The sequence below is a fragment of the Streptomyces agglomeratus genome (genome assembly GCF_001746415.1).
GTDB classification, from domain to species: domain Bacteria; phylum Actinomycetota; class Actinomycetes; order Streptomycetales; family Streptomycetaceae; genus Streptomyces; species Streptomyces agglomeratus.
In genome coordinates this window covers 2,898,670-2,921,655 of sequence record NZ_MEHJ01000001.1, presented here as the reverse complement: position 1 = coordinate 2,921,655, position 22,986 = coordinate 2,898,670, and the positions used below count along the sequence as shown (strand labels likewise).

13 protein-coding genes are annotated in these 22,986 nt (G+C 72.4%); 7 read left to right on the top strand and 6 right to left on the bottom strand.

Annotated elements, in window-relative coordinates; all coding sequences use genetic code 11:
• The first annotated feature begins 37 nt into the window (after window positions 1-37).
• Window positions 38-1,216: an adenylyltransferase/sulfurtransferase MoeZ gene (moeZ, locus tag AS594_RS12240; protein WP_069927060.1), complete on the top strand. Its 1,179-nt coding sequence runs from the start codon at window positions 38-40 to the stop codon at window positions 1,214-1,216.
• A 142-nt stretch (window positions 1,217-1,358) separates the two neighbouring features.
• Here moeZ and AS594_RS12235 read toward each other — a convergent pair whose 3' ends face one another.
• The 5 genes from AS594_RS12235 to AS594_RS12215 all read right to left on the bottom strand — a co-directional run bounded on the left by AS594_RS12235 (window position 1,359) and on the right by AS594_RS12215 (window position 9,174).
• On the bottom strand, window positions 1,359-2,162 hold the full coding sequence (locus AS594_RS12235; protein ID WP_069927059.1) for a ParB/RepB/Spo0J family partition protein: 804 nt from the start codon (window positions 2,160-2,162) through the stop codon (window positions 1,359-1,361).
• Window positions 2,162-2,926, bottom strand: a complete 765-nt coding sequence (locus tag AS594_RS12230) for a ParA family protein (protein WP_069935087.1) — start codon at window positions 2,924-2,926, stop codon at window positions 2,162-2,164. Before AS594_RS12230 ends, AS594_RS12235 begins: the two co-directional genes overlap by 1 nt.
• Window positions 2,927-3,034: 108 nt before the next feature.
• A complete protein-coding gene (locus AS594_RS12225; protein ID WP_069927057.1) occupies window positions 3,035-4,651 on the bottom strand; it encodes an alpha/beta hydrolase in 1,617 nt (538 codons plus the stop codon).
• A 196-nt stretch (window positions 4,652-4,847) separates the two neighbouring features.
• A complete protein-coding gene (locus AS594_RS12220; RefSeq protein ID WP_069935086.1) occupies window positions 4,848-6,404 on the bottom strand; it encodes an alpha/beta hydrolase in 1,557 nt (518 codons plus the stop codon).
• Window positions 6,405-6,501: 97 nt separating this feature from the next.
• Entirely contained in the window at window positions 6,502-9,174 is a 2,673-nt protein-coding gene (locus AS594_RS12215) for a lysylphosphatidylglycerol synthase transmembrane domain-containing protein (RefSeq protein WP_069932994.1), read from the bottom strand.
• A 176-nt stretch (window positions 9,175-9,350) separates the two neighbouring features.
• Between AS594_RS12215 and AS594_RS12210 the strand changes: the two genes are divergently transcribed.
• The 5 genes from AS594_RS12210 to nudC all read left to right on the top strand — a co-directional run bounded on the left by AS594_RS12210 (window position 9,351) and on the right by nudC (window position 20,230).
• Window positions 9,351-9,743, top strand: coding sequence for an MGMT family protein (locus AS594_RS12210; protein WP_420877778.1), 393 nt, complete (start codon window positions 9,351-9,353; stop codon window positions 9,741-9,743).
• Between the two features lie 314 nt (window positions 9,744-10,057).
• The gene (locus AS594_RS12205) at window positions 10,058-13,441 is read left to right on the top strand and encodes an ATP-dependent helicase (protein WP_069930468.1); all 3,384 of its coding nucleotides are present in this window, start codon (window positions 10,058-10,060) and stop codon (window positions 13,439-13,441) included.
• 231 nt (window positions 13,442-13,672) lie between these two features.
• Entirely contained in the window at window positions 13,673-17,650 is a 3,978-nt protein-coding gene (locus tag AS594_RS12200; RefSeq protein WP_069932995.1) for a UvrD-helicase domain-containing protein, read from the top strand.
• A 10-nt stretch (window positions 17,651-17,660) separates the two neighbouring features.
• A complete protein-coding gene (locus tag AS594_RS12195; protein ID WP_069927052.1) occupies window positions 17,661-19,061 on the top strand; it encodes a dipeptidase in 1,401 nt (466 codons plus the stop codon).
• 86 nt (window positions 19,062-19,147) lie between these two features.
• Window positions 19,148-20,230 carry an NAD(+) diphosphatase gene (nudC, locus tag AS594_RS12190; RefSeq protein ID WP_240508993.1) on the top strand — a complete coding sequence of 361 codons (1,083 nt, stop codon included), beginning with the start codon at window positions 19,148-19,150 and terminating at the stop codon, window positions 20,228-20,230.
• Window positions 20,231-20,347: 117 nt separating this feature from the next.
• On the opposite strand, the gene AS594_RS12185 is transcribed toward nudC, so the two are convergent.
• Entirely contained in the window at window positions 20,348-20,602 is a 255-nt protein-coding gene (locus tag AS594_RS12185; protein WP_069927051.1) for a glutaredoxin family protein, read from the bottom strand.
• A 94-nt stretch (window positions 20,603-20,696) separates the two neighbouring features.
• Here AS594_RS12185 and AS594_RS12180 point away from each other — a divergent pair, with 94 nt between their 5' ends.
• Entirely contained in the window at window positions 20,697-22,985 is a 2,289-nt protein-coding gene (locus AS594_RS12180; RefSeq protein ID WP_079144654.1) for an ATP-dependent DNA helicase UvrD2, read from the top strand.
• The last annotated feature ends 1 nt before the right edge of the window (window position 22,986 follow it).

The following is a 22,986-nucleotide window of genomic DNA, read 5'->3' as shown; positions in this document are numbered from 1 at the left end:
GAACAACCGTACTGTTTGACCGACCTACGGAGTCCCCGTGTCGCTGCCACCCCTGGTCGAGCCCGCTGCCGAGCTCACTGTTGACGAGGTTCGCAGGTACTCCCGCCACCTGATCATCCCGGACGTCGGGATGGACGGGCAGAAGCGGCTGAAGAACGCCAAGGTGCTCGCCGTGGGCGCCGGCGGCCTGGGTTCGCCCGCGCTCATGTACCTCGCCGCGGCCGGCGTCGGCACGCTCGGCATCGTGGAGTTCGACGAGGTCGACGAGTCGAACCTGCAACGCCAGATCATCCACAGCCAGGCCGACATCGGCCGCTCGAAGGCCGAGTCCGCCCGTGACTCGGTCCTCGGCATCAACCCGTACGTGAATGTGGTTCTTCACGAAGAGCGGCTCGAAGCCGAGAACGTGATGGAGATCTTCTCCCAGTACGACCTGATCGTCGACGGCACCGACAACTTCGCGACCCGCTACCTGGTCAACGACGCGTGCGTGCTGCTCAACAAGCCGTACGTCTGGGGCTCGATCTACCGCTTCGACGGCCAGGCGTCCGTCTTCTGGTCCGAGCACGGCCCCTGCTACCGCTGCCTCTACCCCGAGCCCCCGCCGCCGGGCATGGTCCCGTCCTGCGCCGAGGGCGGCGTGCTGGGCGTGCTCTGCGCGTCCATCGGCTCGATCCAGGTCACCGAGGCGATCAAGCTGCTGGCCGGTGTGGGTGACCCGCTGGTCGGCCGGCTGATGATCTACGACGCCCTGGAGATGCAGTACCGCCAGGTCAAGGTCCGCAAGGACCCCGACTGCGCGGTCTGCGGCGAGAACCCGACCGTCACCGAGCTCATCGACTACGAAGCCTTCTGCGGCGTCGTGTCCGAGGAGGCGCAGGAGGCGGCGCTGGGTTCGACGATCACTCCCAAGCAGCTCAAGGAGTGGATCGACTCCGACGAGAAGATCGACATCATCGACGTCCGCGAGCCGAACGAGTTCGAGATCGTCGCGATTCCGGGTGCGCGGCTCATCCCCAAGAACGAGTTCCTCATGGGCTCCGCCCTCCAGGACATGCCGCAGGACAGGCGCATCGTCCTGCACTGCAAGACGGGTGTCCGCAGTGCCGAGGTCCTCGCGGTGCTGAAGTCCGCGGGCTTCTCGGATGCGGTGCACGTCGGCGGCGGAGTCATCGGCTGGGTCAACCAGATCGAGCCGCAGAAGCCGATCTACTAGGCCCCGCAGTTTTCGCGGGCCCCGCGGTTTCGCAGGCCCTGCTGTTTCCCTGCTGGTGTCGTACGCAGGTCTATGTACGAAGGGGCCGTCCCGCACGTCATGTGCGGGACGGCCCCTTCGCGCGTCCGGGGGCAGGGCGCGGTCAGCGCGCGCCGGCGAGCAGTTCGGCCACCCTTTCCAGCGCGGCGGGCGCCAGGTTGCGGCGCAGTACCTCGACCAGCTCCTCCGGCGTACCGCGGCTGTCGAGGGTGATTACGCCGTAATCGCGCCGCCGCCGCGCCTTCGGTACGGGCGCGGGGGCATCGAGGGGCGCGTCGCCGGGCAGCCGCTGTTCGTCGCGCGGCAGCCGCGCGATGCGCCGGGCGTCCTCGACGGAGACGCGCCCGTCGGCCAGCGCCTCCTGAAGGTCTTCGCGCAGCTTCATCAGGGACAGCCGCTGGGACACGAACCCCTGGGTCTTGCCGATCCGGGCGGCCACCTGCCGCTGCGAGTAGCCGTACGACGTGATCAGGCCCTGGATGGCCTGTGCCTGTTCCAGCTCGGTGAGGTCGTCGCGCTGGACGTTCTCGATCAGCGCGTCCTCGTCCGTACGGGTCGCGTCCTCCCGTACGAGCACCGGCACTTCGCGCAGCCCGGCGAGCTTTGCGGCCGCGAGCCTGCGGTGGCCGTGCAGGACGACGTACGGGGCGTCGCCGACGGCCCCCTCGTGCTGCGGATGCACGGCGAGGAAGGCGCCGCGCGAGACGACGCCGAGGGCCTGGAGCACTCCGCGTTCGCGCAGCGTCTCGGCCAGGCCGTCGAGGTCGCGCAGCTCGTGGCGCGGGTTGTCGGGGTTCTCGGCGAGGTCCGTGACGGGAACGGTCAGCGGGTACGCGTCCCGCCCGGCCGGCGGCACGGGGTCGTCGCCCGGGGTGAGCAGGGTGGCGAGGTCGGTGCGGCGGCCCATCAGCGGCTCACCGCCTTCTTGGCGGCGCGGGCGCGCCGGGGCCTGGCCGGGGCCGGGATCACCGCCAGGCCGACCTCCAGCGCGAGCCGGAAGAAGTCCTCGCGGGCCTGGAGTGCGACGCGGTTGGCGCCGTACTGCGTGACGACGAGGCCGTCGGCGGACGCCCGGGTGTGCAGCTTGTAGTGGCGTACGACGGTCCGCGCGAGGGGCCAGCCCTGGGCCTCGACGAACGCCCGGGTCTGGTCGAGGTCCGCCTTGCCGTCGCGCGGGTCCCAGTTGTTGATGACCACGCGGAACGGCAGCCCGCGCGGCTTCACGACGCGCTCGACGGTGCGCTGGGTGGGCTGGAATCCGAGTGGTTCGGGTTCGATGGGCACGATCACGTCGTGCGCGTTGTCCAGGACGGCGCGCAGCGCGTCGGCTGCGGCTCCCCTCCCGAGGGGGTCGTCGCCGCCGGTCCCGGCCAGGTCGAGCCAGCCGGGGGTGTCGACGAAGACGTGCTGGGCGGAGGGGATGCGGGAGAGCGCGGCGAGCCCGGGGAGGTCGTCGTGCGCCTGGACGAAGTCGAACGGCAGGCCGTCGCCGACCCGTTCCGACCACCACACCGCGGAGCCCTGCGGGTCGATCGAGACGGCGACGACGGGCGGCCGCCCGCCCTCGGGCCCGGCGCCGAGCACGTCGGCCGTGACGGCGGCGAGGTTGACGGCGAGCGTGGATTTACCCACGCCGCCCTTCTGATTGAGGATCACGTGTACGTGTGCCACGACCACTCTCCCTGATTCACGCAAATCCGACATTCGGGATTTACGCCAACTGTGACAGTGGTGCGCGGGCAGGCCGGGCGTACACGCCGTGGGCGGCGCTGTCCGCTGCTACGAGCAGGTGGTGTTGTCCGCCGGGACCTTGCCGTCCAGGAAGTACCGGTCCACGGCGCTGGCTATGCATCCGTTGCCCGTGAGGTAGGCGCCGTGGCCCTCGCCCTCGTACGTGATCTGCACGCCGACGCCCTCGCCCAGCTCCTCCACCATCCGCAGCGAGCCCTCGTACGGTGTGGCCGAGTCGCCCTTGCCGCCGATCACCAGGATCGGGGCCGCGCCCTCGGCACCGACCTCGGGGGTCTCGTGCTCGCCGTCGACCGGCCAGGAGGCGCACCAGCCGGCCAGGTCCCACGCCAGGAAGGGGCCGAAGACGGGGGAGACCTTGCGGAAGTCGGCGAGGTGGGCCGTCCTGACCTCCTCGGCGCTCACCCGCCCCTTGGCGTCGGCGCAGCTGATGGCGCGCTGGGCGTGCTGGTCCCTGCCGTAGCGCCCGTTCTCGTCGCGGTTGTTGTACGAGTCGGCGAGCCGCAGCAGCGTCCCGCCGTCGCCGCTCTCCGCCTCGTTCAGGGCCGCGGTGAGCGTCGGCCAACTGTCCTCGCCGTAGAGCTGCGACAGCACTCCCGTGACCGCGAGGCTCTCGGTGAGGGGACGGCCGGTCCCGGTCGGCAGGGGCTTCTTGTCGAGCCGGTCGAGAAGCCGCGCGAGGCGGGCCGTACCGGCCTCCGGGGTGGTGCCGGTGCTCTCGAAGTAGTTGTCCAGGGCGCGCTGGAAACCGAGCACCTGATTGCGCGCGTGACGGACGAAGTCCGCGGACGGGTCGACGACCGCGTCCAGTGCAATGCGTCCGACTCTGCGCGGGAAGAGATGGGCGTACGTGCCGCCCAGCTCCGTGCCGTAGGAGAAGCCGAAGTAGTGCAGCTTCTCGTCGCCGAGCACCTGGCGGACGAGGTCCATGTCGCGGGCGGCGTTGCTCGTTCCGACGTGCGGCAGGACCTTTCCGGAGCGCTTGGCGCAGCCCGCGCCGAAGGCGACCGCGTCGTCGAGGTAGCTCCTCTCCTCGGCGCGGGTGTCGGGGGTGAAGTCCAGCCGGAAGGACGCCTCCGTCTGCCGGTCGTCCCGGCAGACGACGGCGGAGCTCGCGGCGACGCCGCGCGGGTCGAAGGCGACCAGGTCGTAACGGGTGTGCAGGGCCGTGAAGCCGGGGGCGTGGCCGGGCATGCCCGCCACGCCCGAGCCGCCCGGGCCGCCGAAGTTGAACAGGAGCGAGCCGACGCGCCGGTCGCTGTCCGTGGCCCTGGAGCGGATCAGCGCGATGCCGATCGTCCCGCCGTCCGGCTCGCGGTAGTCCAGCGGCGCGGTCAGGGTGGCGCACTGCCAGTCGCCGCCGGGCGCCCGGGCGTCACGGCCCGCCCCGACGGGCGCGGCGCACCGCTTCCAGTCGAGCCGCTGGCCGGTGAGCGCGGCGGGGAGGGCGGGCAGCCGGCCGCCGCTCACGTCCGGGCCTGGGTCCTGCCCGCGCTCCCGGTCGGCGGAAGTGGCCGGCGCGGAGGCCGTGGAGGACGCGGCGGGCCGGTCGTCGCCGCCCGCAGAGCCGCTGCCGCAGCCGGTGGCCGCTCCCGCGACGAGGAGCGCAGCGGCTGCCACGGCGGCTGCCCGTACATGACTGGCCATGGTGGCTCCCCAGCGCTCAGGACTCGAAAACAGATTCGCAATCCTAGGCGGCCCCACTGACAGTCGCACTCGCCGCCGGGCGGCGTGCCCCACCGACCGTCGCACTCGCCGCCGGGCGGCGTGCCCCATCGACAGTCGCACTCGCCGCCGGGCGGCTTCCCCCCACTGGCAGTCGACGCACTCGCCGCCGGGGGACCTAGGGGCACACGGTCCCGTCGGCCGGCACCTTGCCCCGCAGCAGGTACGCGTCCACGGCGCCCCGCACGCACTTGTCGCCGCCGCTGTACGCGCCGTGGCCCTCGCCCTTGTACGTCAGCTCGATGCCGACGCCCTTGCCCAGCTCCTCGGCCATCCTCTTCGCGCCCGCGTAGGGCGTCGCGGGGTCGCCGGTGGTCCCGATGACGAGGATCGGGGCCGAGCCCGGCGCGCTCACGTCGGGGGTGTCCCACTGGCCGTCCACCGGCCACGCGGAGCAGCCCATCAGACCCCAGCCCCAGGCCTCACCGAAGAGGCGCGACGCGGCGCGGAACGCGGGGAGCTGCGACTTCGCCCGCTCCATGTCGTAACGCGCCTTGTCGTCCACGCAGTTGATGGCCGCGTTGGCGGCGGCCAGGTTGCTGTACGTACCGTCGGGATTGCGGCCGTTCATGGAGTCCGAGAGGCTGAGCAGAAGCTCGCCGTTGCCGCCGTCCGCGTCGTCGAGCCCCTGCTCCAGGTACTTCCAGTACTCCCGGGAGTACAGCGTCTGGGCGATGCCGTTGGTGGCGTGGCTCTGGGTCAGGTCGCGGTCGCCGATGCCCTTGACGGGTTTCTTGTCGAGCCGCTCCAGGAGGTCGACGACGAAGTCCTCGATCTCCTTCACGGAGTCGCCGGGCAGCGTGCACGCGTCGCCGCGCCGGACGCAGTCCTCGGCGAAGTTCTCGAAGGCGAGCTGGAAGCCCTTCGCCTGGGTGAGTGAGCCCCGTTCGGAGGTCTGGGTCGGGTCGACGACCGCGTCGAAGACCGCCCTGCCGACCTTCTTCGGGAACAAGTGGGCGTAGACGCCGCCCAGTTCGGTGCCGTACGAGATGCCCAAGTAGTGCAGCTTGTCGTCGCCGAGAGCCTGCCGCATGAGGTCCATGTCGCGGGCGGCGTTGGTCGTGCCGACGTAGGGCAGCTCTTCGCCCGAGTTCTCCTCGCAGGCGTCGGCGTACGACGCGAGGCCGTCGGTGAAGGTCTTCTCCTCCGCGGCGTCGTCCGGGGTGCTGTCCTGGGCGTAGTACGCGTCGAGTTCCTCGTCGTCCTTGCACTGGACGCCCACGCTGCGGCCGACGCCGCGCGGGTCGAAGCTCACCAGGTCGTAGCGGGAGCGCAGTCCCTCGTACTCCGGGGCCAGGGAGGGCAGGCCCGTCAGTCCCGAGCCGCCGGGCCCGCCGAAGTTGAAGATCAGGGAGCCGATGCGGTTCTTCGTGTCCCGGGCCTTCGCGCGGATGAGTGCCAGCTCGATCGTGTCGCCGTCGGGCTTCGCGTAGTCGCGCGGTACGTCCATGAACGCGCACTGCCACGTGTCGCCGCCCGGGAGGGGGGAGGGGGAGGCGCCGCCGCCCTCCGCCGCCGACGGGGCGGGGCAGTCCGCCCAGTCGAGCGTCTGGGCGGCGAGGTCCCTTCCCCCGCCGGTTTCCTTGTCGCCGTTGTCGGAACAGCCGGAGAGGGACACGAGAACGGCCGTCGCGGCAAGGACGGCCGTGGCACGCAGGGCGGCGGGAGTCGGCATACGTCCATCGTGCGACGGTGTGCGGGAGCGTGCGCCCCGGGGAGCGCCATTCGGACGGCGTACGAACGACGGCGTACGAGAGCGGTCCCCGAGGCCCCTAGAGCTGGCCCCTTCGGGTCAGATGGTTGAAGAACAGCCAGCCCGGCAGCACCGGGAGCCAGAACGTCAGCAGCCGGTACAACAGCACGGCCGGGGTCGCGATCGCGGTGGGCAGCCCCGCGAAGGTAAGAGCCGCGATGAGCGCGCCCTCGACCGCGCCCACACCGCCGGGCGTCGGCACGGCGGAACCCAGGGCGTTGGCGGTCAGGAAGATCAGCGCGATGGTGGCGTAGCTCAGCTGGACGTCACTGTCGAAGGCGCGGACCGATGCGTCCAGGCACATCACGAACGCCGCCGTCAGCAGCAGCATGCCGCCGATGCCGGTGACCAGCTTCTGAGGCCGCTGGAGTACGTCGAGCATGCGCGGCACCACACCCGCGAACAGCGACCGCACCCGCGTCACCACGAACCTGCGCAGGAGCGGCACGGCCGTCACCACGAGAGCCAGCACAGCCGCCGTCAGCAGCCCGGCGATCACCGTTCTGGACGGGGACAGCGTGGGGGTGCGTTCGGTGCCCGTCACATAGCCGAAGACCATCAGCAGTGAGATGTGACTGGCCAGCCCGAAGAGCTGCGACGCGCCGACACTCGCCACCGCGAGCCCCGGCCGCACCCCGGCGCGCTGGAGGAAGCGCGTGTTCAGGGCCACGCCACCGATCGCCGCCGGCGCGACCAGCTTCACGAAGGACCCCGCCACCTGCGCCTTGACCGTGCGCCAGAACGGCACCTTCTCGGGTACGAATCCCAGCAGGCTCATCGCGGCGGCCGGATAGCTGAGCGCTGAGAACAGCACGGCCACGGCCGCCCAGCGCCAGTCCGCCGTCGCGATCGCCTCACTGACGTCGTTGGCCATGAACGTCGAGATCAGGAAGTACGCGACGAACGCGCCGGCGATGACGGTGACGAGCGTGCGCGGTCTGATCCGTTCGAGACGGGCCGGCTCGACCAGTGCCTGCGGACGGATGAGCAGCACCTGGTGACGGATCTGCGACAGCAGGTCCTCTTCCCGTGCCTGCTCCAGCGCCTCCTCTATGGCGTCCTTCTCGGCCTTCTTCTCGGCCCGTACGTCCTTGCGCCCGCCGGTGCCCGCCGTCTCGTCGGCGCCCCGCCCTTCCGCCTTGGCGGACTGCGAGGCTTCCAGCACCGCCTCGCGCTCGCGCTGGGAGCGTTCGCGCGCGAGTCTGCGCAGCGTCGCGCGCGTGGAGCGGCTCAGGGCGATCGGCTGGAGCAGCGGCAGGCTGTCGGCGACCGCGTCCGGTCCCAGTACCTCCAGGGCGGCGGCCACCGCCCGCTCGGCGCCCGCGCGCAGCCCGAGTGTCGTCAGGAGCTGTGCCACGTCCATGCGCAGGACGATGTCGCTCGCGGCGATCTCACCACCACGGAGATCGGTAAGGATCACCCTGCCGGAACGATCCACCAGGATTGCGTCGCCGACGAGCCTGCGGTGCGCGATACGGCGCGACTGGAGGGCCTTGACCTGGCGCCACGCTCCGCGCAGCAGCTCGTCGGTGATCTCCTCGTCGGGCAACGAGTCCAGCGAGCGGCCGCCCAGGTGCTGGTAGACGAGCATCACGGCGTCCGGGCCGAGCTCGGACGTGGCGATCAGCCTGGGCGCGTTGGCCCCGGCCGCGATGGCGGCGTACGCGAGCAGCGCCTCCTGCTCCAGCGCCTGGCGCAGGGACTGGATCGAACGGCGCTGGGTGATGCCGCGCAGCGTCACCTGACGCCACACGCGGTAGAAGAACCCCTGGGCCTGCTGCTCGCGGTCCACGACCGTGACGTCGAGGGGCGGCCCGTCCTCCAGGGTGACGAGATAGCGGCGCCCGCGGTCGCCCTGCTCGGCGGAGTCCGGCACGTCCTCGGCGCGCATCGCCGTCACGGGACGGAAGCCCACGCGCCGCAGTCCCGCGAGGAGCGTCTGCCCGGTGGGCCGTACGTTCGGCGACCCGACGGCGTACAGCGTCCCGTACGCGACGGTCCAGCCGATCAGCACGGTCACGATGATCGAGAACGGTGTGGTCTGGCGGCCGACCAGTACGGCGAACGAGTTCAGCAGCAGCACCGCCCACAGGGCCACCCGCCAGCGCGGCCTGCGGGCCATGCCGACCGCCGTCATGTAGGCGATGACGGGCGCGAGGTAGCCGTGCACGGGATCGGTGAGTTCGCCGTTCGCGGTCGCCTGGGTGAGCGCTTCCCTGATGGTGTCCGGGGCGGCGTCCGAGACCCACAGGTCGGTGGCGAGCGCCACACCGTGCGCGAGCACGGCGGCGAGCACGCCGTCGGCGATCCGCAGGCCGTCGCGTTTGATCAGCCGCTCGATTGCGAAGGCGACCGGGAGGATCAGCACGGCGATGCTGGAGATCAGGCCGGCCAGCTTGATGAACACGTCCGGCGTCTGACCCGTGCCCTTGCTGATGTCCTGTTCGAGCCCCGACGCGGTGCCGTGCGCGAAGGCCGCGATGGCGAGCACGCAGACGATGCCGAGTACGCCAGCGAGCAGCCGTACCAGGTCGGAGGGGCGGTGCACGCGCGCGGAGAGCAGCGGTTCGTCACCGGAGACGCGGTCGATGTGGCTTCCTTCGGGCCCGCTGTCCATGGTCTCGGTGGGCCTTTCGGGTGCGTCAGGGTGCGACTCGGCGCCAGGGGTGCTCACCGCCGGGGGAGGCTGCACGCCCTGCTCCTTCGTCGTTTCTTCTTGATCTCGTATCACCTGTCACCGCCCGGACGATGGTGGCACGACCGGATGACAGAGGGGGGCATCAGGGTGCATTGCGCGGGCGTCACGTGTTCTGGACGGGTGGGGTACGCCCCTCCGCGCAGTCCGCGCTGTCGGTGCCGTCGTGCAGGATGGACCGGATGAGCGACGAATCGGAGACCCCGGCACTCCCCGAGTACGCCGAGCGCGTGCTGGAGGTCGCGGAGATGATTCCACCCGGCCGTGTGATGACGTACGGGGACGTCGCCGAGTGGCTGGAGGAGGGCGGCCCGCGCCAGGTGGGGCGGGTCATGGCGCTCTACGGCGGCGGCGCCCCCTGGTGGCGCGTGGTGCGTTCCGACGGCGTACTGCTGCCCGGCCACGAACCGCGCGCGCTGGGCCACTACCGCGCGGAGGGCACGCCGCTGCGGACGGCCTCCCGGCAGTCCGGCACCCATGTGCCGCGCCTGGACATGAAGCGGGCGCGGTGGGACGGCGCCGCGGCCGGCGGCGGAAGTGCACAAGCTCACACGACTCACACCTGACAGCTTCCTGCATGCGGAGCCGTGGCGGGAGAAGCCAGGTCCGCACGGGGCGCCGGGAGGTACGGGAGGCGGACTCGCTGCGTCCCCGCCGCCCACTGGCGTAGCGTCGTCCGAACGCGGCACGCGCACCCCACTCGTCCCGCGGCCACCGCGGCCCGCGCGGGCCGCCAAGTCAACCCGTACACCCACCAGGACCGGCGATCCACGTGAGCTCCTCCCCTTCCACAGGTTCCCCAGGTTCCGCGCACTCCCCGGGTTCCACAGCCTCCGCTGCTTCCCCGGACTCCCCGGACTCCCCGGACTCCCCGGAGTTCCTGGGATCCACGGCTTCCACGGAATCCGCCTGGAATCCGCCGCACCGTCAGGCCCGGCAGCGGACCACCGGCGCGTTCCGGCTGGTGCGCACCCGACCGGCCCCGGTGGACCCTCCTCTTCTGGACGCACGGCAGCGTGCGGTGGTTGACCACGCGGGCGGACCACTGCTGGTCCTCGCGGGCCCCGGCACCGGCAAGACGACGACCCTGGTGGAAGCGGTCGCCGCGCGTATCGCCAAGGGGGCCGACCCGGAGCGTGTCCTGGTACTCACGTTCAGCCGCAAGGCGGCGGTGGAACTGCGCGACCGCATGGCGCTGCGGCTCGGCGGCGCGTACGGACCGCAGGCGACCACCTTCCACTCCTTCTGCTACGCCCTGGTGCGCGCCCACCAGGACAGCGACCTCTTCAGCGAACCGCTGCGACTGCTGTCCGGCCCCGAACAGGACGTCGCCGTACGCGACCTCCTGGCAGGCCACGTGGACCTGGAACGGGACGGCCGGACCGCCCCCGTGCACTGGCCGGACGAGCTGCGCGCCTGCCTCACGACACGGGGCTTCGCCGACGAGGTGCGCGCGGTGCTGGCCCGCAGCCGGGAGCTGGGGCTCGGGCCCGACGCCCTGGGCGCCTTCGCGACGCGCACCGGGCGGCCCGACTGGAAGGCCGCGGCTGCCTTCCTGGCCGAGTATCTCGACGTACTCGACATGCAGGGCGTCCTCGACTACGCCGAACTCGTCCACCGCGCGGTGCTGCTCGCGGAGCAGGCGGAACTCACCGGCCGGCTCAGCGCGCGGTACGACGCCGTCTTCGTCGACGAGTACCAGGACACGGACCCGGCGCAGGTCCGCCTCCTGCGCGCGCTGGCCGGTTCCGGACGCACCCTGGTGGCGTTCGGCGACCCGGACCAGTCGATCTACGCGTTCCGGGGAGCGGACGTCGGCGGGATCCTCGACTTCCCGGACACGTTCCGGGGAACGGACGGCAGCCCTTCCCCGGTGGAGGTCCTCACGACCTCCCGCCGCTCGGGAAAGGCCCTCCTGGAGGCCACCCGTCTGCTCACCCGCCGGATGCCCCTGACGCGCCTGCCGGCCGAGAAGGTACGGGCCCACAGGGACCTCGCCCCGGTCCGCGAAGGGGGCCGCACGGAGGTCTACACGTACCCGACGGCGGGCACCGAGCTCGACAACATCGCGGACATCCTGCGCCGCGCCCACCTGGAGGAGGGCGTGCCGTGGAACGAGATGGCGGTACTGGTCCGGGCCGGCGGTCGTACGATCCCCGCCGTACGACGCGCCCTGACCTCCGCGGGCGTTCCCCTGGAGATCGACGGAGACGACCTGGCCCTGCGCCACGAACCGGCGGTGACCCCACTGCTGACAGCCCTGCGAGCGGTGGCCGAGGCGGCCCTCGCGCCACCGGCCCGCCGCGGCGATGCCGGTGCCCACGCGGACCGGCAGGCCGTACCCGCCGACCCGAGTCCGGAACATCACACTCCCGACGCCACCACCACCTGGCTCAGCACCGAGGTCGCCGCCGAGCTGCTCGCCTCGCCGCTCGCCGGTATGGACACCGCCGACCTGCGCCGCCTCGGGCGCGCCCTGCGCGACGAGGAGCGCGCCGCCGGGAACCGGCTCCCGCCGCCCTCCGACGAACTGCTCGCCCGCGCCCTCGCCGAACCCGGGCGCCTGGCCGCGCACGACCCGGCGTACGCACGCGGAGCCCAGCGCCTCGGCGCGCTCCTGCGCGAGGCCCGCACGCTCCTCGAAGCCGGCGGCACCGCGGAAGAGGCCCTCTGGGAACTGTGGAACGGCACCTCCTGGCCGAGGCGCCTGGAACGCGCCGCCCTGCGCGGCGGAGCGGCCGGCCGCAACGCCGACCGGGACCTCGACGCCGTGTGCGCGCTGTTCGACACCGCGGCACGCGCCGAGGAACGCTCCGGCGGGCGCGGCGCCCTGAACTTCCTGGAAGAGCTCGACGCACAGGACATCGCCGCCGACACCCTCAGCAAGCGCGCCGTACGGCCCGACGCGGTACGCCTGATGACCGCGCACCGCTCGAAAGGGCTGGAGTGGAGCCTGGTCGTCGTGGCGGGCGTACAGGAGGGCCTGTGGCCGGACCTGCGCCGCCGCGGTTCGCTTCTCGAAGCGGACCGGATCGGCCGCGACGGCCTCGCCGAGCCGCTCACCCCCGGCGCCCTCCTCGCCGAGGAACGCCGGCTCTTCTACGTCGCCGCCACCCGCGCCCGCGACCGCCTGGTCGTCACCGCCGTGAAGGCCCCCGCCGACGACGGCGACCAGCCCTCGCGCTTCCTCACCGAGCTCGGCGCGGAGCCCAGGGACGTCACCGGCCGCCCCCGCCGCCCCCTCGCCGTGGCCGCCCTGGTGGCCGAACTGCGCGCCACCACCGTCGACCCGGCGGCGACCCCCGCCCTGCGCGACGCGGCCGCCCGCAGACTGGCCCGCCTCGCCGCCCTCGCCGACGAGGACGGCCAGCCGCTGGTCCCCTCGGCGCACCCGTACCGCTGGTGGGGTCTGTACGACCCGACGCACAGCGCCGTCCCCCTGCGCGACCGCGACCAGCCCGTGGCGCTCTCGGGAAGCGCACTCGACCAGCTCGCGAACACGTGCTCCTTGCAGTGGTTCCTGGGACGCGAGGTGAAGGCGGACGCACCGGCGACCGCCGCCCAGGGCTTCGGCAACGTCGTCCACGTCCTCGCCGACGAGGTCGCGTCCGGCCGTACGCCCGCCGACCTCGCCGTGCTCATGGAGCGCCTCGACTCCGTCTGGGACGCCCTCGCCTTCGACGCCCCCTGGAAGTCCCAGCAGGAGAAGGAGCACGCGCGCGTGGCGCTCGAACGCTTCCTCCAGTGGCACGTCATGGACCGGGGCGGCCGCACCCCGGTCGCCACCGAGCACGACTTCGACGTGACCCTGGAGGCGGGCGGCGAGTACGAGGTCCGCATCCGCGGTTCCATGGACCGCGTCGAGACGGACGCCGAGGGACGCGCGTACGTCGTCGACTTCAAGACCGGGAAGGCCGCCCCCACGCGCGACGAGGTGGCCCGCCACCCGCAGCTCGCCGTCTACCAGCTCGCCGTACGGGAAGGAGCCGTCGACGAGGCGTTCGGGGGAACGCGCCCCGAGCCCGGCGGCGCCGAACTCGTACAGCTGCGCCAGGCGGCGGCCAAGAAGGACGGCGGGGAGGCACTCCCCAAGATCCAGGCGCAGGAGCCGCTCGCCGGTGAATGGGTCGGCGACCTGCTCGCCACCGCCGCCGGGCGCGTACTGGACGAACGCTTCAGCCCTGCGACCGGCCAGCACTGCACGCACTGCGCCTTCCGCGCCTCGTGCAGCGCGCAGCCGGAGGGCCGTCACATCGTGGAGTGAGAGCCGAGGGCGGCCCACAGCGGCGAATACCGGACCGAGCCCTGCCGCCTCGCCCCGACGCCCTGCCCTGCCGCCCTGCCCTGACGTCCTGCCGCGCTGCCGCGCTGCCCTGACGTCCTGCCGCGCCGCCTGCGCCGTCGGGCAGAGACCGCCGGACAGCGGGTTGTCGACAGCCCGTAGCCCCCGTGCGACGTTCCGTCGTTGTCAGTGGGGCCGGATAGCCTCTCTGGGGTGTCAGCCCGAATCACCGACCCCGAGCAGCTCAAAGAGCTCCTCGGCATCCCGTTCACCCCGGAGCAGATGGCGTGCATCGTCGCACCGCCTGCCCCGCAGGTCATCGTGGCCGGAGCCGGTTCGGGCAAGACGACGGTCATGGCCGCGCGGGTGGTGTGGCTGGTCGGCACCGGACAGGTCGCCCCCGAGCAGGTGCTCGGCCTGACCTTCACCAACAAGGCGGCCGGGGAGCTGGCCGAGCGCGTCCGCAAGGCACTGATCCGTGCCGGGGTGACCGACCCCGACGTCATCGACCCCGACAACCCTCCCGGCGAGCCCCGGATCTCGACGTACCACGCCTTCGCCGGACAGCTCCTCGCCGAGCACGGCCTGCGCATCGGCCTCGAACCGACCGCCCGCCTCCTCGCCGACGCCACCCGCTACCAGCTCGCCGCGCGGGTGCTGCGGGAGGCGCCCGGACCGTACCCGGCGCTGACGAAATCCTTCCCCGCACTGGTCAGCGACCTGCTGGCACTGGACGCGGAGCTGGCCGAGCACCTCGTGCCGCCGACCCACCTCGCGGCGTACGACACCGAGCTGCTGCACACGCTCGCGTCCGTCAAGCTCTCCAACGCCGACCTGCGCAAGGTCCCCGAGGCCGCCACCGCCCGCCTCGAACTCCTCGACCTCACCACGCGCTACCGCGAGGCCAAGCGCAGCCGTGACCTCCTCGACTTCGGTGACCAGATCGCGCTCTCCGCCGAGCTCGCGCTCACCAGTGAGGAGGCCGGCCGGATCCTGCGCGACGAGTTCCGGGTGGTCCTGCTCGACGAGTACCAGGACACGTCCGTCGCCCAGCGCCTCCTCCTTTCGGGGCTGTTCGGCGGCGGCACAGGGCACGCGGTGACGGCGGTCGGCGACCCCTGCCAGGCGATCTACGGCTGGCGCGGGGCGTCCGTCGCCAACCTCGACGACTTCCCCACCCACTTCCCGTACGCCGACGGAACCCCCGCCGCCCGCTTCTCGCTCAGCGAGAACCGCCGCAGTGGCGGCCGCCTCCTCGACCTCGCCAACGGCCTCGCCGTCCCGCTGCGCGCCATGCACGAGGGTGTTGAGGCGCTGCGTCCGGCTCCGGGCGCCGAGCGCGACGGCATCGTCCGCTGCGCCCTGCTCCCCACCCACGCGGAGGAGATCGCGTGGCTGGCCGACTCCATAGCCCACCTCGTCCGTACGGGAAAGGAGCCCGGCGAGATCGCCGTCCTGTGCCGTACGGCGGGCGACTTCGCCGAGATCCAGGGCGCGCTGGTGGCCCGCGACGTACCGGTCGAGGTGGTCGGCCTCTCCGGACTGCTGCACCTCCCGGAGGTCGCGGACCTCGTCGCGGTCTGCGAAGTCCTCCAGGACCCCGGAGCCAACGCCTCGCTCGTACGCATCCTCACGGGCCCGCGCTGGCGCATCGGCCCGCGCGACCTGGCGCTGCTCGGCCGCCGAGCACGGCTGCTCGTCCACCGCGCTGCGGGCGTCGACGCGGACGCGGACCCCGACGGGAGGCTGGCCGAGGCGGTCGAGGGCGTGGACCCGGCGGAGGTCATCTCGCTGGCGGACGCGCTCGACACGTTCCTGGAGTCCGGCGGCGGCCCGGACGACGGCCTGCCCTTCTCCGCCGACGCCCGGGTCCGTTTCGCCCGCCTGGCGGCCGAGCTGCGCGACCTGCGGCGCTCGCTCGCGGACCCGCTCATGGACGTACTGCACCGGGTGCTCGCCACGACGGGCCTCGAAGTGGAACTGTCCGCGTCCCCGCACGCCCTGGCCGCCCGCCGCCGCGAGACACTGAGCAACTTCCTGGACACCGCGGCGGGATTCGCCGCCCTGGACGGCGAGGCGAACCTACTGGCCTTCCTCGCCTTCCTGCGCACGGCCGCCCAGTACGAGAAGGGCCTGGACAACGCCCTGCCCGGTGGCGAGAACACCGTGAAGGTCCTCACCGCCCACAAGTCCAAGGGCCTGGAGTGGGACGTCGTGGCGGCGCCGGGCCTGGTCGCGGGCCACTTCCCGAGTGAGCAGTCCCGCGACTCCTGGGCCTCGCAGGCGAAGGTCCTGCCGCACGCGCTGCGCGGCGACGCGAAGACGCTCCCGGACGTCACCGACTGGGACGCCAAGGGCGTCAAGGCGTTCAAGGACGCGATGAAGGCCCACCAGCACACCGAGGAACTGCGCCTCGGGTACGTCACGTTCACGCGCCCGCGCTCGCTGCTGCTGGGCTCGGGTCACTGGTGGGGTCCGACCCAGAAGAAGCCGCGCGGGCCCTCCGGCTTCCTGCGGGAGCTGTACGACCACTGCGCGGCCGGGTTCGGCGAGATCGAGGCATGGGCGGACGAGCCTGCGGAGGGCGAGGAGAATCCCTCGCTGCGTGAGTCGGCGGCGGACCGGGCGTGGCCGCTGCCTCTGGACCCGACGTCGATGGAGCGCCGCCGCCGGGCGGCCGAGACGGTCATGGCGCACTTGCGGAGCCTGGCTACGGAAGGGACCGACGAGGCGGCGGAGTGGGCGGCGGAGGAGGCTCCCCCCGCCGACTTCGACGAGCCCGGGGAGCCGGAGTACGAGCCGAACTTTGAGCCCGACTTCGAACCGGAGCCCGACTTCGAAGCGGATTACGACGCGTCCCCGGCCGACTGGGACAGTCTGCTCACGAAGCGGCCGGCGCACGCGGCGGAGCGGACCACGGACGTCACGGCGGCGATCGACGCCGTCGGCGCGGGGGCGGCGCCCGAGGCGAAGACCCACCCTCAGGCCGATGCCGATGCCGATGCCGATGCCGATGCCGATGCCGATACCGATACCGATGCCGAGGTCGACGCCGCGGCTGCGGCCGGTGCCGATTCAGGTACCGATCCCTACAGCAACGCCCATCTCGGGACAGCCCCCCACGCAGACCCCCACATCGACCCGCAGGCCGGAACCGACACTCCTGCCGCGCACGGCGCTGCCTCCGCGACAGGCGGCCGCAGCGGGGCCGAGGCTCACGCACGCCCCCACTCCGAGCCCGCACTTCCCCCCGGCGCCGTGCCCGCCGCCCGGACCCACTCGCGTGCGGAGGCGCTCGACGGCGGCGAGTACGCGACCGCCGTACCGTCCGCTCCGCACCACGACGCCGGGCACGCCCGCCCCCACCCCACCGACGCCCCCGCCGTACCGCCGACACGGCCGGCCGGGGCCTCCGCCCCGCGCCGCGCGGCAGACGCCGGGGCGAGCGCCCCCGGCTTCCGGGGAACCCCCTCGCAAGCCGTCCTCACCCCGGAAGAGGCCCGCGCGGTCGCCTCCTGGGACCGGGACCTCGACGCTCTCGCCGGTGAGCTGCGCCGTGCCCGCGCCACCACCCGCGACGTTCCCGTACCGCCGTCCCTCACGGCTTCCCAGCTCCTGCGCCTCGCCGCCGACCCCGACGGCTTCGCCCACGAACTCGCCCGTCCCATGCCGCGCCCGCCCCAGCCCGCCGCCCGCCGTGGCACCCGTTTCCACGCCTGGGTGGAGTCGCGGTTCGAAGAGCTGCCGCTGCCCATGCTCGGCCCGGACGAGCTGCCCGGCCGTGACGAGACCGACGCCGAGATCGCGGACGAGCGCGACCTGGCGGAGCTCAAGGAGGCGTTCGAACGCACCCCGTACGCCCGCCGCACCCCGTACCGCGTCGAGGCCCCCTTCCACCTCACACTCGCGGGCCGCGTGATCCGGGGCCGGATAGACGCCGTCTACCGCGACGAGGAGACCGGCGCGTACGAGATCGTCGACTGGAAGACGAGCCGCACGCGAGCCGCCGACCCCCTCCAGCTCGCCGTCTACCGCCTCGCCTGGGCCGAGCAGTACGACCTGCCCCTGGACTCGGTGGGCGCCGCGTTCCTCTACGTGCGCACCGGCGAAATCGCCCGCCCTGCCAACCTCCCCGACCGCGCCCGGCTGGAGCGGATCCTGCTGGACGAGCCCGGTCCGGCGGCCGGATAGGCTCGGGGCCATGAGCGACACCCCGGACAGCGTCGTCCGTACGTACATCGACACGCACCGCGCGGCCTTCCTCGGCGACCTCGCCGACTGGCTCCGCATCCCGTCCGTGTCGGCGCAGCCGGACCACGCCGCCGACGTACGGCGCAGCGCCGAATGGCTGTCCGCGAAGCTCCGGGAGACCGGCTTCCCGGTCACCGAGATCTGGCCCACGGCGGGCGCCCCGGCGGTCTTCGCCGAGTGGCCGAGCGGCGACCCTGCCGCCCCCACCGTGCTCGTGTACGGACACCACGACGTGCAGCCCGCCGCGCGTGAGGACGGCTGGCACACCGACCCCTTCGAGCCGGAGATCGTCGACGGCCGGCTCTACGCCCGCGGCGCGGCGGACGACAAGGGCCAGGTGTTCTTCCACACCCTCGGAGTCCGCGCGCACCTCGCCGCCACCGGCCGCACCACCCCCGCCGTCAACCTCAAGCTCCTCATCGAGGGTGAGGAGGAGTCCGGCTCCCCGCACTTCCGCGCCCTGGTCGAGGAGCGCGCCCAGCGCCTCACCGCCGACGCCGTGATCGTCTCCGACACCGGCATGTGGTCCGAGGACACCCCGACCGTCTGCACCGGCATGCGCGGCGTGGCGGACTGCGAGATCGAGCTGTACGGACCGGACCAGGACATCCACTCGGGGTCCTTCGGCGGCGCCGTACCCAACCCGGCCACCGTCGCCGCCCGTCTCGTAGCGGCGCTCCACGACGAGGACGAGCACGTCACGATCCCCGGTTTCTACGACGGGATCGTCGCGCTCACCGACCGCGAGCGCGAACTGTTCGCCGAGCTTCCGTTCGACGAGGCCGAATGGCTGGGTACGGCCAAGTCACGGGCCACCCTCGGCGAGGCCGGTCACACCACCCTGGAGCGCGTCTGGGCCCGCCCGACCGCCGAGGTCAACGGCATCGGCGGCGGCTACCAGGGCCCCGGCGGCAAGACGATCGTCCCGTCCTCCGCGCACCTGAAGCTGTCGTTCCGCCTGGTCGCGGGCCAGGACCCGGACAAGATCGAGCAGTCTGTACGCGACTGGACCGCCACCCGCGTCCCGGCCGGAATCCGCCACGAGATCACGTTCGGCGCCGCCACCCGGCCGTGTCTGACGCCGCTCGACCACCCCGCCCTCCAGTCCGTCGTACGGGCCATGGGCCGCGCGTTCGGCCGGAAGATCCTCTTCACCCGCGAGGGCGGCTCGGGGCCCGCGGCCGATCTCCAGGACGTACTCGGTGCGCCCGTACTCTTCCTGGGCATCTCCGTACCGTCCGACGGCTGGCACGCACCCAACGAGAAGGTCGAGCTCGACCTGCTCTTCAAGGGCGTCGAAACCGCCGCGTACCTGTGGGGCGACCTCGCGGCGCACTGGCGCGCCTCCTGAACCTGACACCCGTCCGAATCCACCAGGGGGAGTTGGAAGCACCTGTGAGCACCTCGACCGACCAGACCGGCCTACCCGCAGTGAGCATGGACAGTACGGACGCCACGAAGACCGTGACCACCACAAGCAACGTGGGCACCACGGACAGCGCGGGCACCACGGACAGCGCGGGCATCACAAGCAGCGCGAGCAGCGCGGCCAACGCCGACGCGTCGGCCGGCGCGGGCAGTGCCGACGGTGCCGCCGTCACCGAGCAGCCGATCGGGCTCACCGCTCCCAGCGGCATCGACCGCGCCGCCCACCACCGCCTCGACGAGGCGTGGCTGGCCGCGGCGTGGAGCCACCCGACGACCCGCGTCTTCGTGGTCTCCGGCGGACAGGCGCTGATAGACGACACCCCGGACGGCCGCACCGAACTCGTGATGACTCCGGCCTTCGAGGCGCCGGTCACCGAGACCCACCGCTACTTCCTCGGTACGGACGAGGACGGCGTCAGCTACTTCGCCCTCCAGAAGGACTCCCTTCCGGGCCGCATGGACCAGTCCGCGCGCCCCGCCGGCCTGCGCGAGGCCGGGCTCCTGCTCGGACCGCGCGACGCGGGGCTGATGGTCCACGCGGTGGCCCTGGAGAACTGGCAGCGGCTGCACCGCTTCTGTTCGCGCTGCGGCGAGCGCACCGTCATCGCGGCGGCCGGGCACATCCGGCGCTGCCAGGCGTGCGGCGCCGAGCACTACCCGCGTACCGACCCCGCCGTGATCATGCTGGTCACGGACGAGGAGGACCGGGCGCTCCTCGGCCGCCAGGTGCACTGGCCGGAAGGCCGGTTCTCGACGCTCGCGGGCTTTGTGGAGCCGGGCGAGACGATCGAGGAATCGGTGGCCCGTGAGGTCTTCGAGGAGGCGGGCGTCACGGTCGGCCGCGTCGAGTACGTCGCCAGCCAGCCGTGGCCGTTCCCGTCCAGCCTGATGCTGGGCTTCATGGCGCGTGCCACGTCGTCGGAGATCAACGTGGACGGCGACGAGATCGAGGAGGCGCGCTGGTTCTCCAGGGACGACCTGCGCGCCGCCATCGAGTCCGGCGAGATCCTGCCCCCGTCGGGCATCTCGATCGCGGCCCGCCTGGTGGAGCTCTGGTACGGCGAGCCCCTGCCGAAGCCGGTGAATCCGTAGCACCGGCAACCGAACCGCACGCGCCGCGCACACGCGTCGCGCATACGGAAGGGCCCCGGCGTCACCGCCCGGGGCCCTTCCGTCACGTGCTCGTCCGCGCGCTCGTCCGTACGCGCGTCAGACGGCCAGCGCCTGCTTGACCTGCGCGAGGCTGGGGTTGGTCATGACCGCCTGCTCACCAGAGGCGGGAACCACGAGGACGGTCGGGACCGTCTGGTTTCCGCCATTCGCCTTCTCGACGAAGGCCGCCGACTCAGGGTCCAGCTCGATGTTGATCTCGGTGTACGCGATGCCCTCACGGTCCATCTGGCTCTTGAGCCGACGGCAGTAGCCGCACCACGTCGTGCTGTACATCGTCACTGTGCCCTGCATCGAATGCGCTCCTCTGGTTCGCTGAAGTCCACTGGGGTCCGTTTCCCCAGCGCGTCGGAATGCCAGTGAGTCGAACGTACGGGACCCGACCGCCATTCCCGCATTAGTACGACCGGAAGCCCGGGCCTGTGGACAAGCGCCGCATCCACCTCTTGCGACCTGGCAGCATGGCGGGGTGACAGCAGCAACGCACTCCTCTCTCTTCCCGCAGGTCCCCGACTCGGCGGACGCGGTGCTCGAAGGGCTCGACCCCGAGCAGCGCCAGGTCGCGACGGCCCTGCACGGTCCGGTGTGCGTGCTGGCCGGGGCCGGCACCGGCAAGACACGCGCCATCACGCACCGCATCGCGTACGGCGTGCGCGCCGGGGTCCTCCAGCCCGCCAGTGTGCTGGCCGTCACGTTCACGAACCGCGCCGCGGGGGAGATGCGCGGACGGCTGCGCCAGCTCGGTGCGGGCGGTGTCCAGGCGCGCACCTTCCACTCCGCGGCGCTCCGCCAGCTCCAGTACTTCTGGCCGAAAGCAGTCGGTGGTGACCTGCCCCGGCTCGTCGAGCGCAAGATCCAGCTGGTCGCCGAGGCGGCGGCGCGCTGCCGTGTCCGGCTCGACCGCAACGAGCTCCGGGACGTGACGGGCGAGATCGAGTGGGCGAAGGTCACACAGACCGTCCCCGGTGACTATCCGGCCGTGGCGGCCAAGGCGGGCCGTGACGCTCCGAGGGACGCGGCGGAGATCTCGCAGATCTACGCGATGTACGAGCAGCTCAAGCGCGACCGAGGGATGATCGACTTCGAGGACGTGCTTCTCCTCACCGTCGGCATCCTCCAGGACCGGCACGACATCGCCGACCACGTGCGCAGCCAGTACCAGCACTTCGTGGTGGACGAGTACCAGGACGTCAGCCCGCTCCAGCAGCGGCTGCTGGAGCTGTGGCTGGGGGACCGGCCGAACCTGTGCGTCGTCGGCGACGCCAGCCAGACGATCTACTCCTTCACCGGCGCCACCCCGGACTACCTGCTGGACTTCCGCACCAAGTACGCGGACGCCACGGTCGTGAAGCTGGTCCGCGACTACCGCTCGACGCCGCAGGTCGTCCACCTGGCCAACGGGCTGCTCGCCCAGGCGCACGGCCGGGCCGCCGAGCACCGTCTGGAACTGGTTTCCCAGCGGGAGCCCGGCCCCGACCCCGTCTATACGGAGTACGCGGACGAGCCCGCCGAGGCCGAGGGCACCGCCCGCCGCATCCGCGACCTCGTCGCCGCGGGCGTGCCGGCCGGCGAGATCGCCGTGCTGTACCGCATCAACGCCCAGTCGGAGGTCTACGAGCAGGCACTGGCCGACGCCGGGGTGCCCTACCAGCTTCGCGGCGCCGAGCGGTTCTTCGAGCGCCAGGAGGTGCGCAAGGCCATCAACGGTCTGCGCAGCGCCGCCCGCTTCGGCGACAACGACCCGCTGCTCGACGATGTCGTCGACCTCCCCTCCCAGACCCGCGCCGTCCTCAGTGGCAACGGCTGGACCACTCAGCCCCCGGCCGGCTCCGGCGCGGTGCGTGACCAGTGGGAGTCGCTGGCCGCACTGGTCCGTCTCGCCGAGGACTTCGCGCAGACCAGGCCCGCGGCGACGCTCTCCGACCTCGTGGCCGAACTCGACGAGCGCGCGGCCGCCCAGCACGCGCCCACCGTCCAGGGAGTGACCCTCGCCTCGCTGCACTCCGCGAAGGGCCTGGAGTGGGACGCCGTGTTCCTGGTCGGTCTCACCGAGGGCATGATGCCGATCACGTACGCCAAGACCGACGAGCAGGTCGAGGAGGAGCGGCGCCTGCTGTACGTAGGCGTCACGCGCGCCCGTCTGCATCTGGGCCTGTCCTGGGCACTGTCCCGCTCCCCGGGCGGCCGGGCCTCCCGCCGCCCGAGCCGTTTCCTGAACGGGTTGCGCCCCGGCTCCGCCGCCTCCGGCGGCCGTGGTGCGGGCGGCGGCGCGAGCGTCGTGCGCGGCAGCGGCGGCACCGGCACAGGAACCGCCATCGGTGGTGCGCCCAAGCGCCGGCGCCGCTCCTCGGCCCTGTGCCGGGTGTGCGGAAAGACCCTCACCGACGCCGGTGAGGTGAAACTGATGCGCTGCGAGGACTGCCCGTCGGACATGGACGAGGCGCTGTACGAACGGCTGCACGCCTGGCGGGCCGGCCAGGCGCGGGAGCTGGGCCAGCCCGCGTACTGCGTCTTCACCGACAAGACGCTGATGGCGATCGCCGAGGCGGCGCCGGGCGAGCCGGGCGAACTGGCCGTCATCTCGGGGGTCGGCGCGCGGAAGCTGGAGCGTTTCGGAGCCGATGTGCTGGCCCTCTGCGCAGGTCACGACCTCGGAGAGGCCGACGAGGAAGACTGAT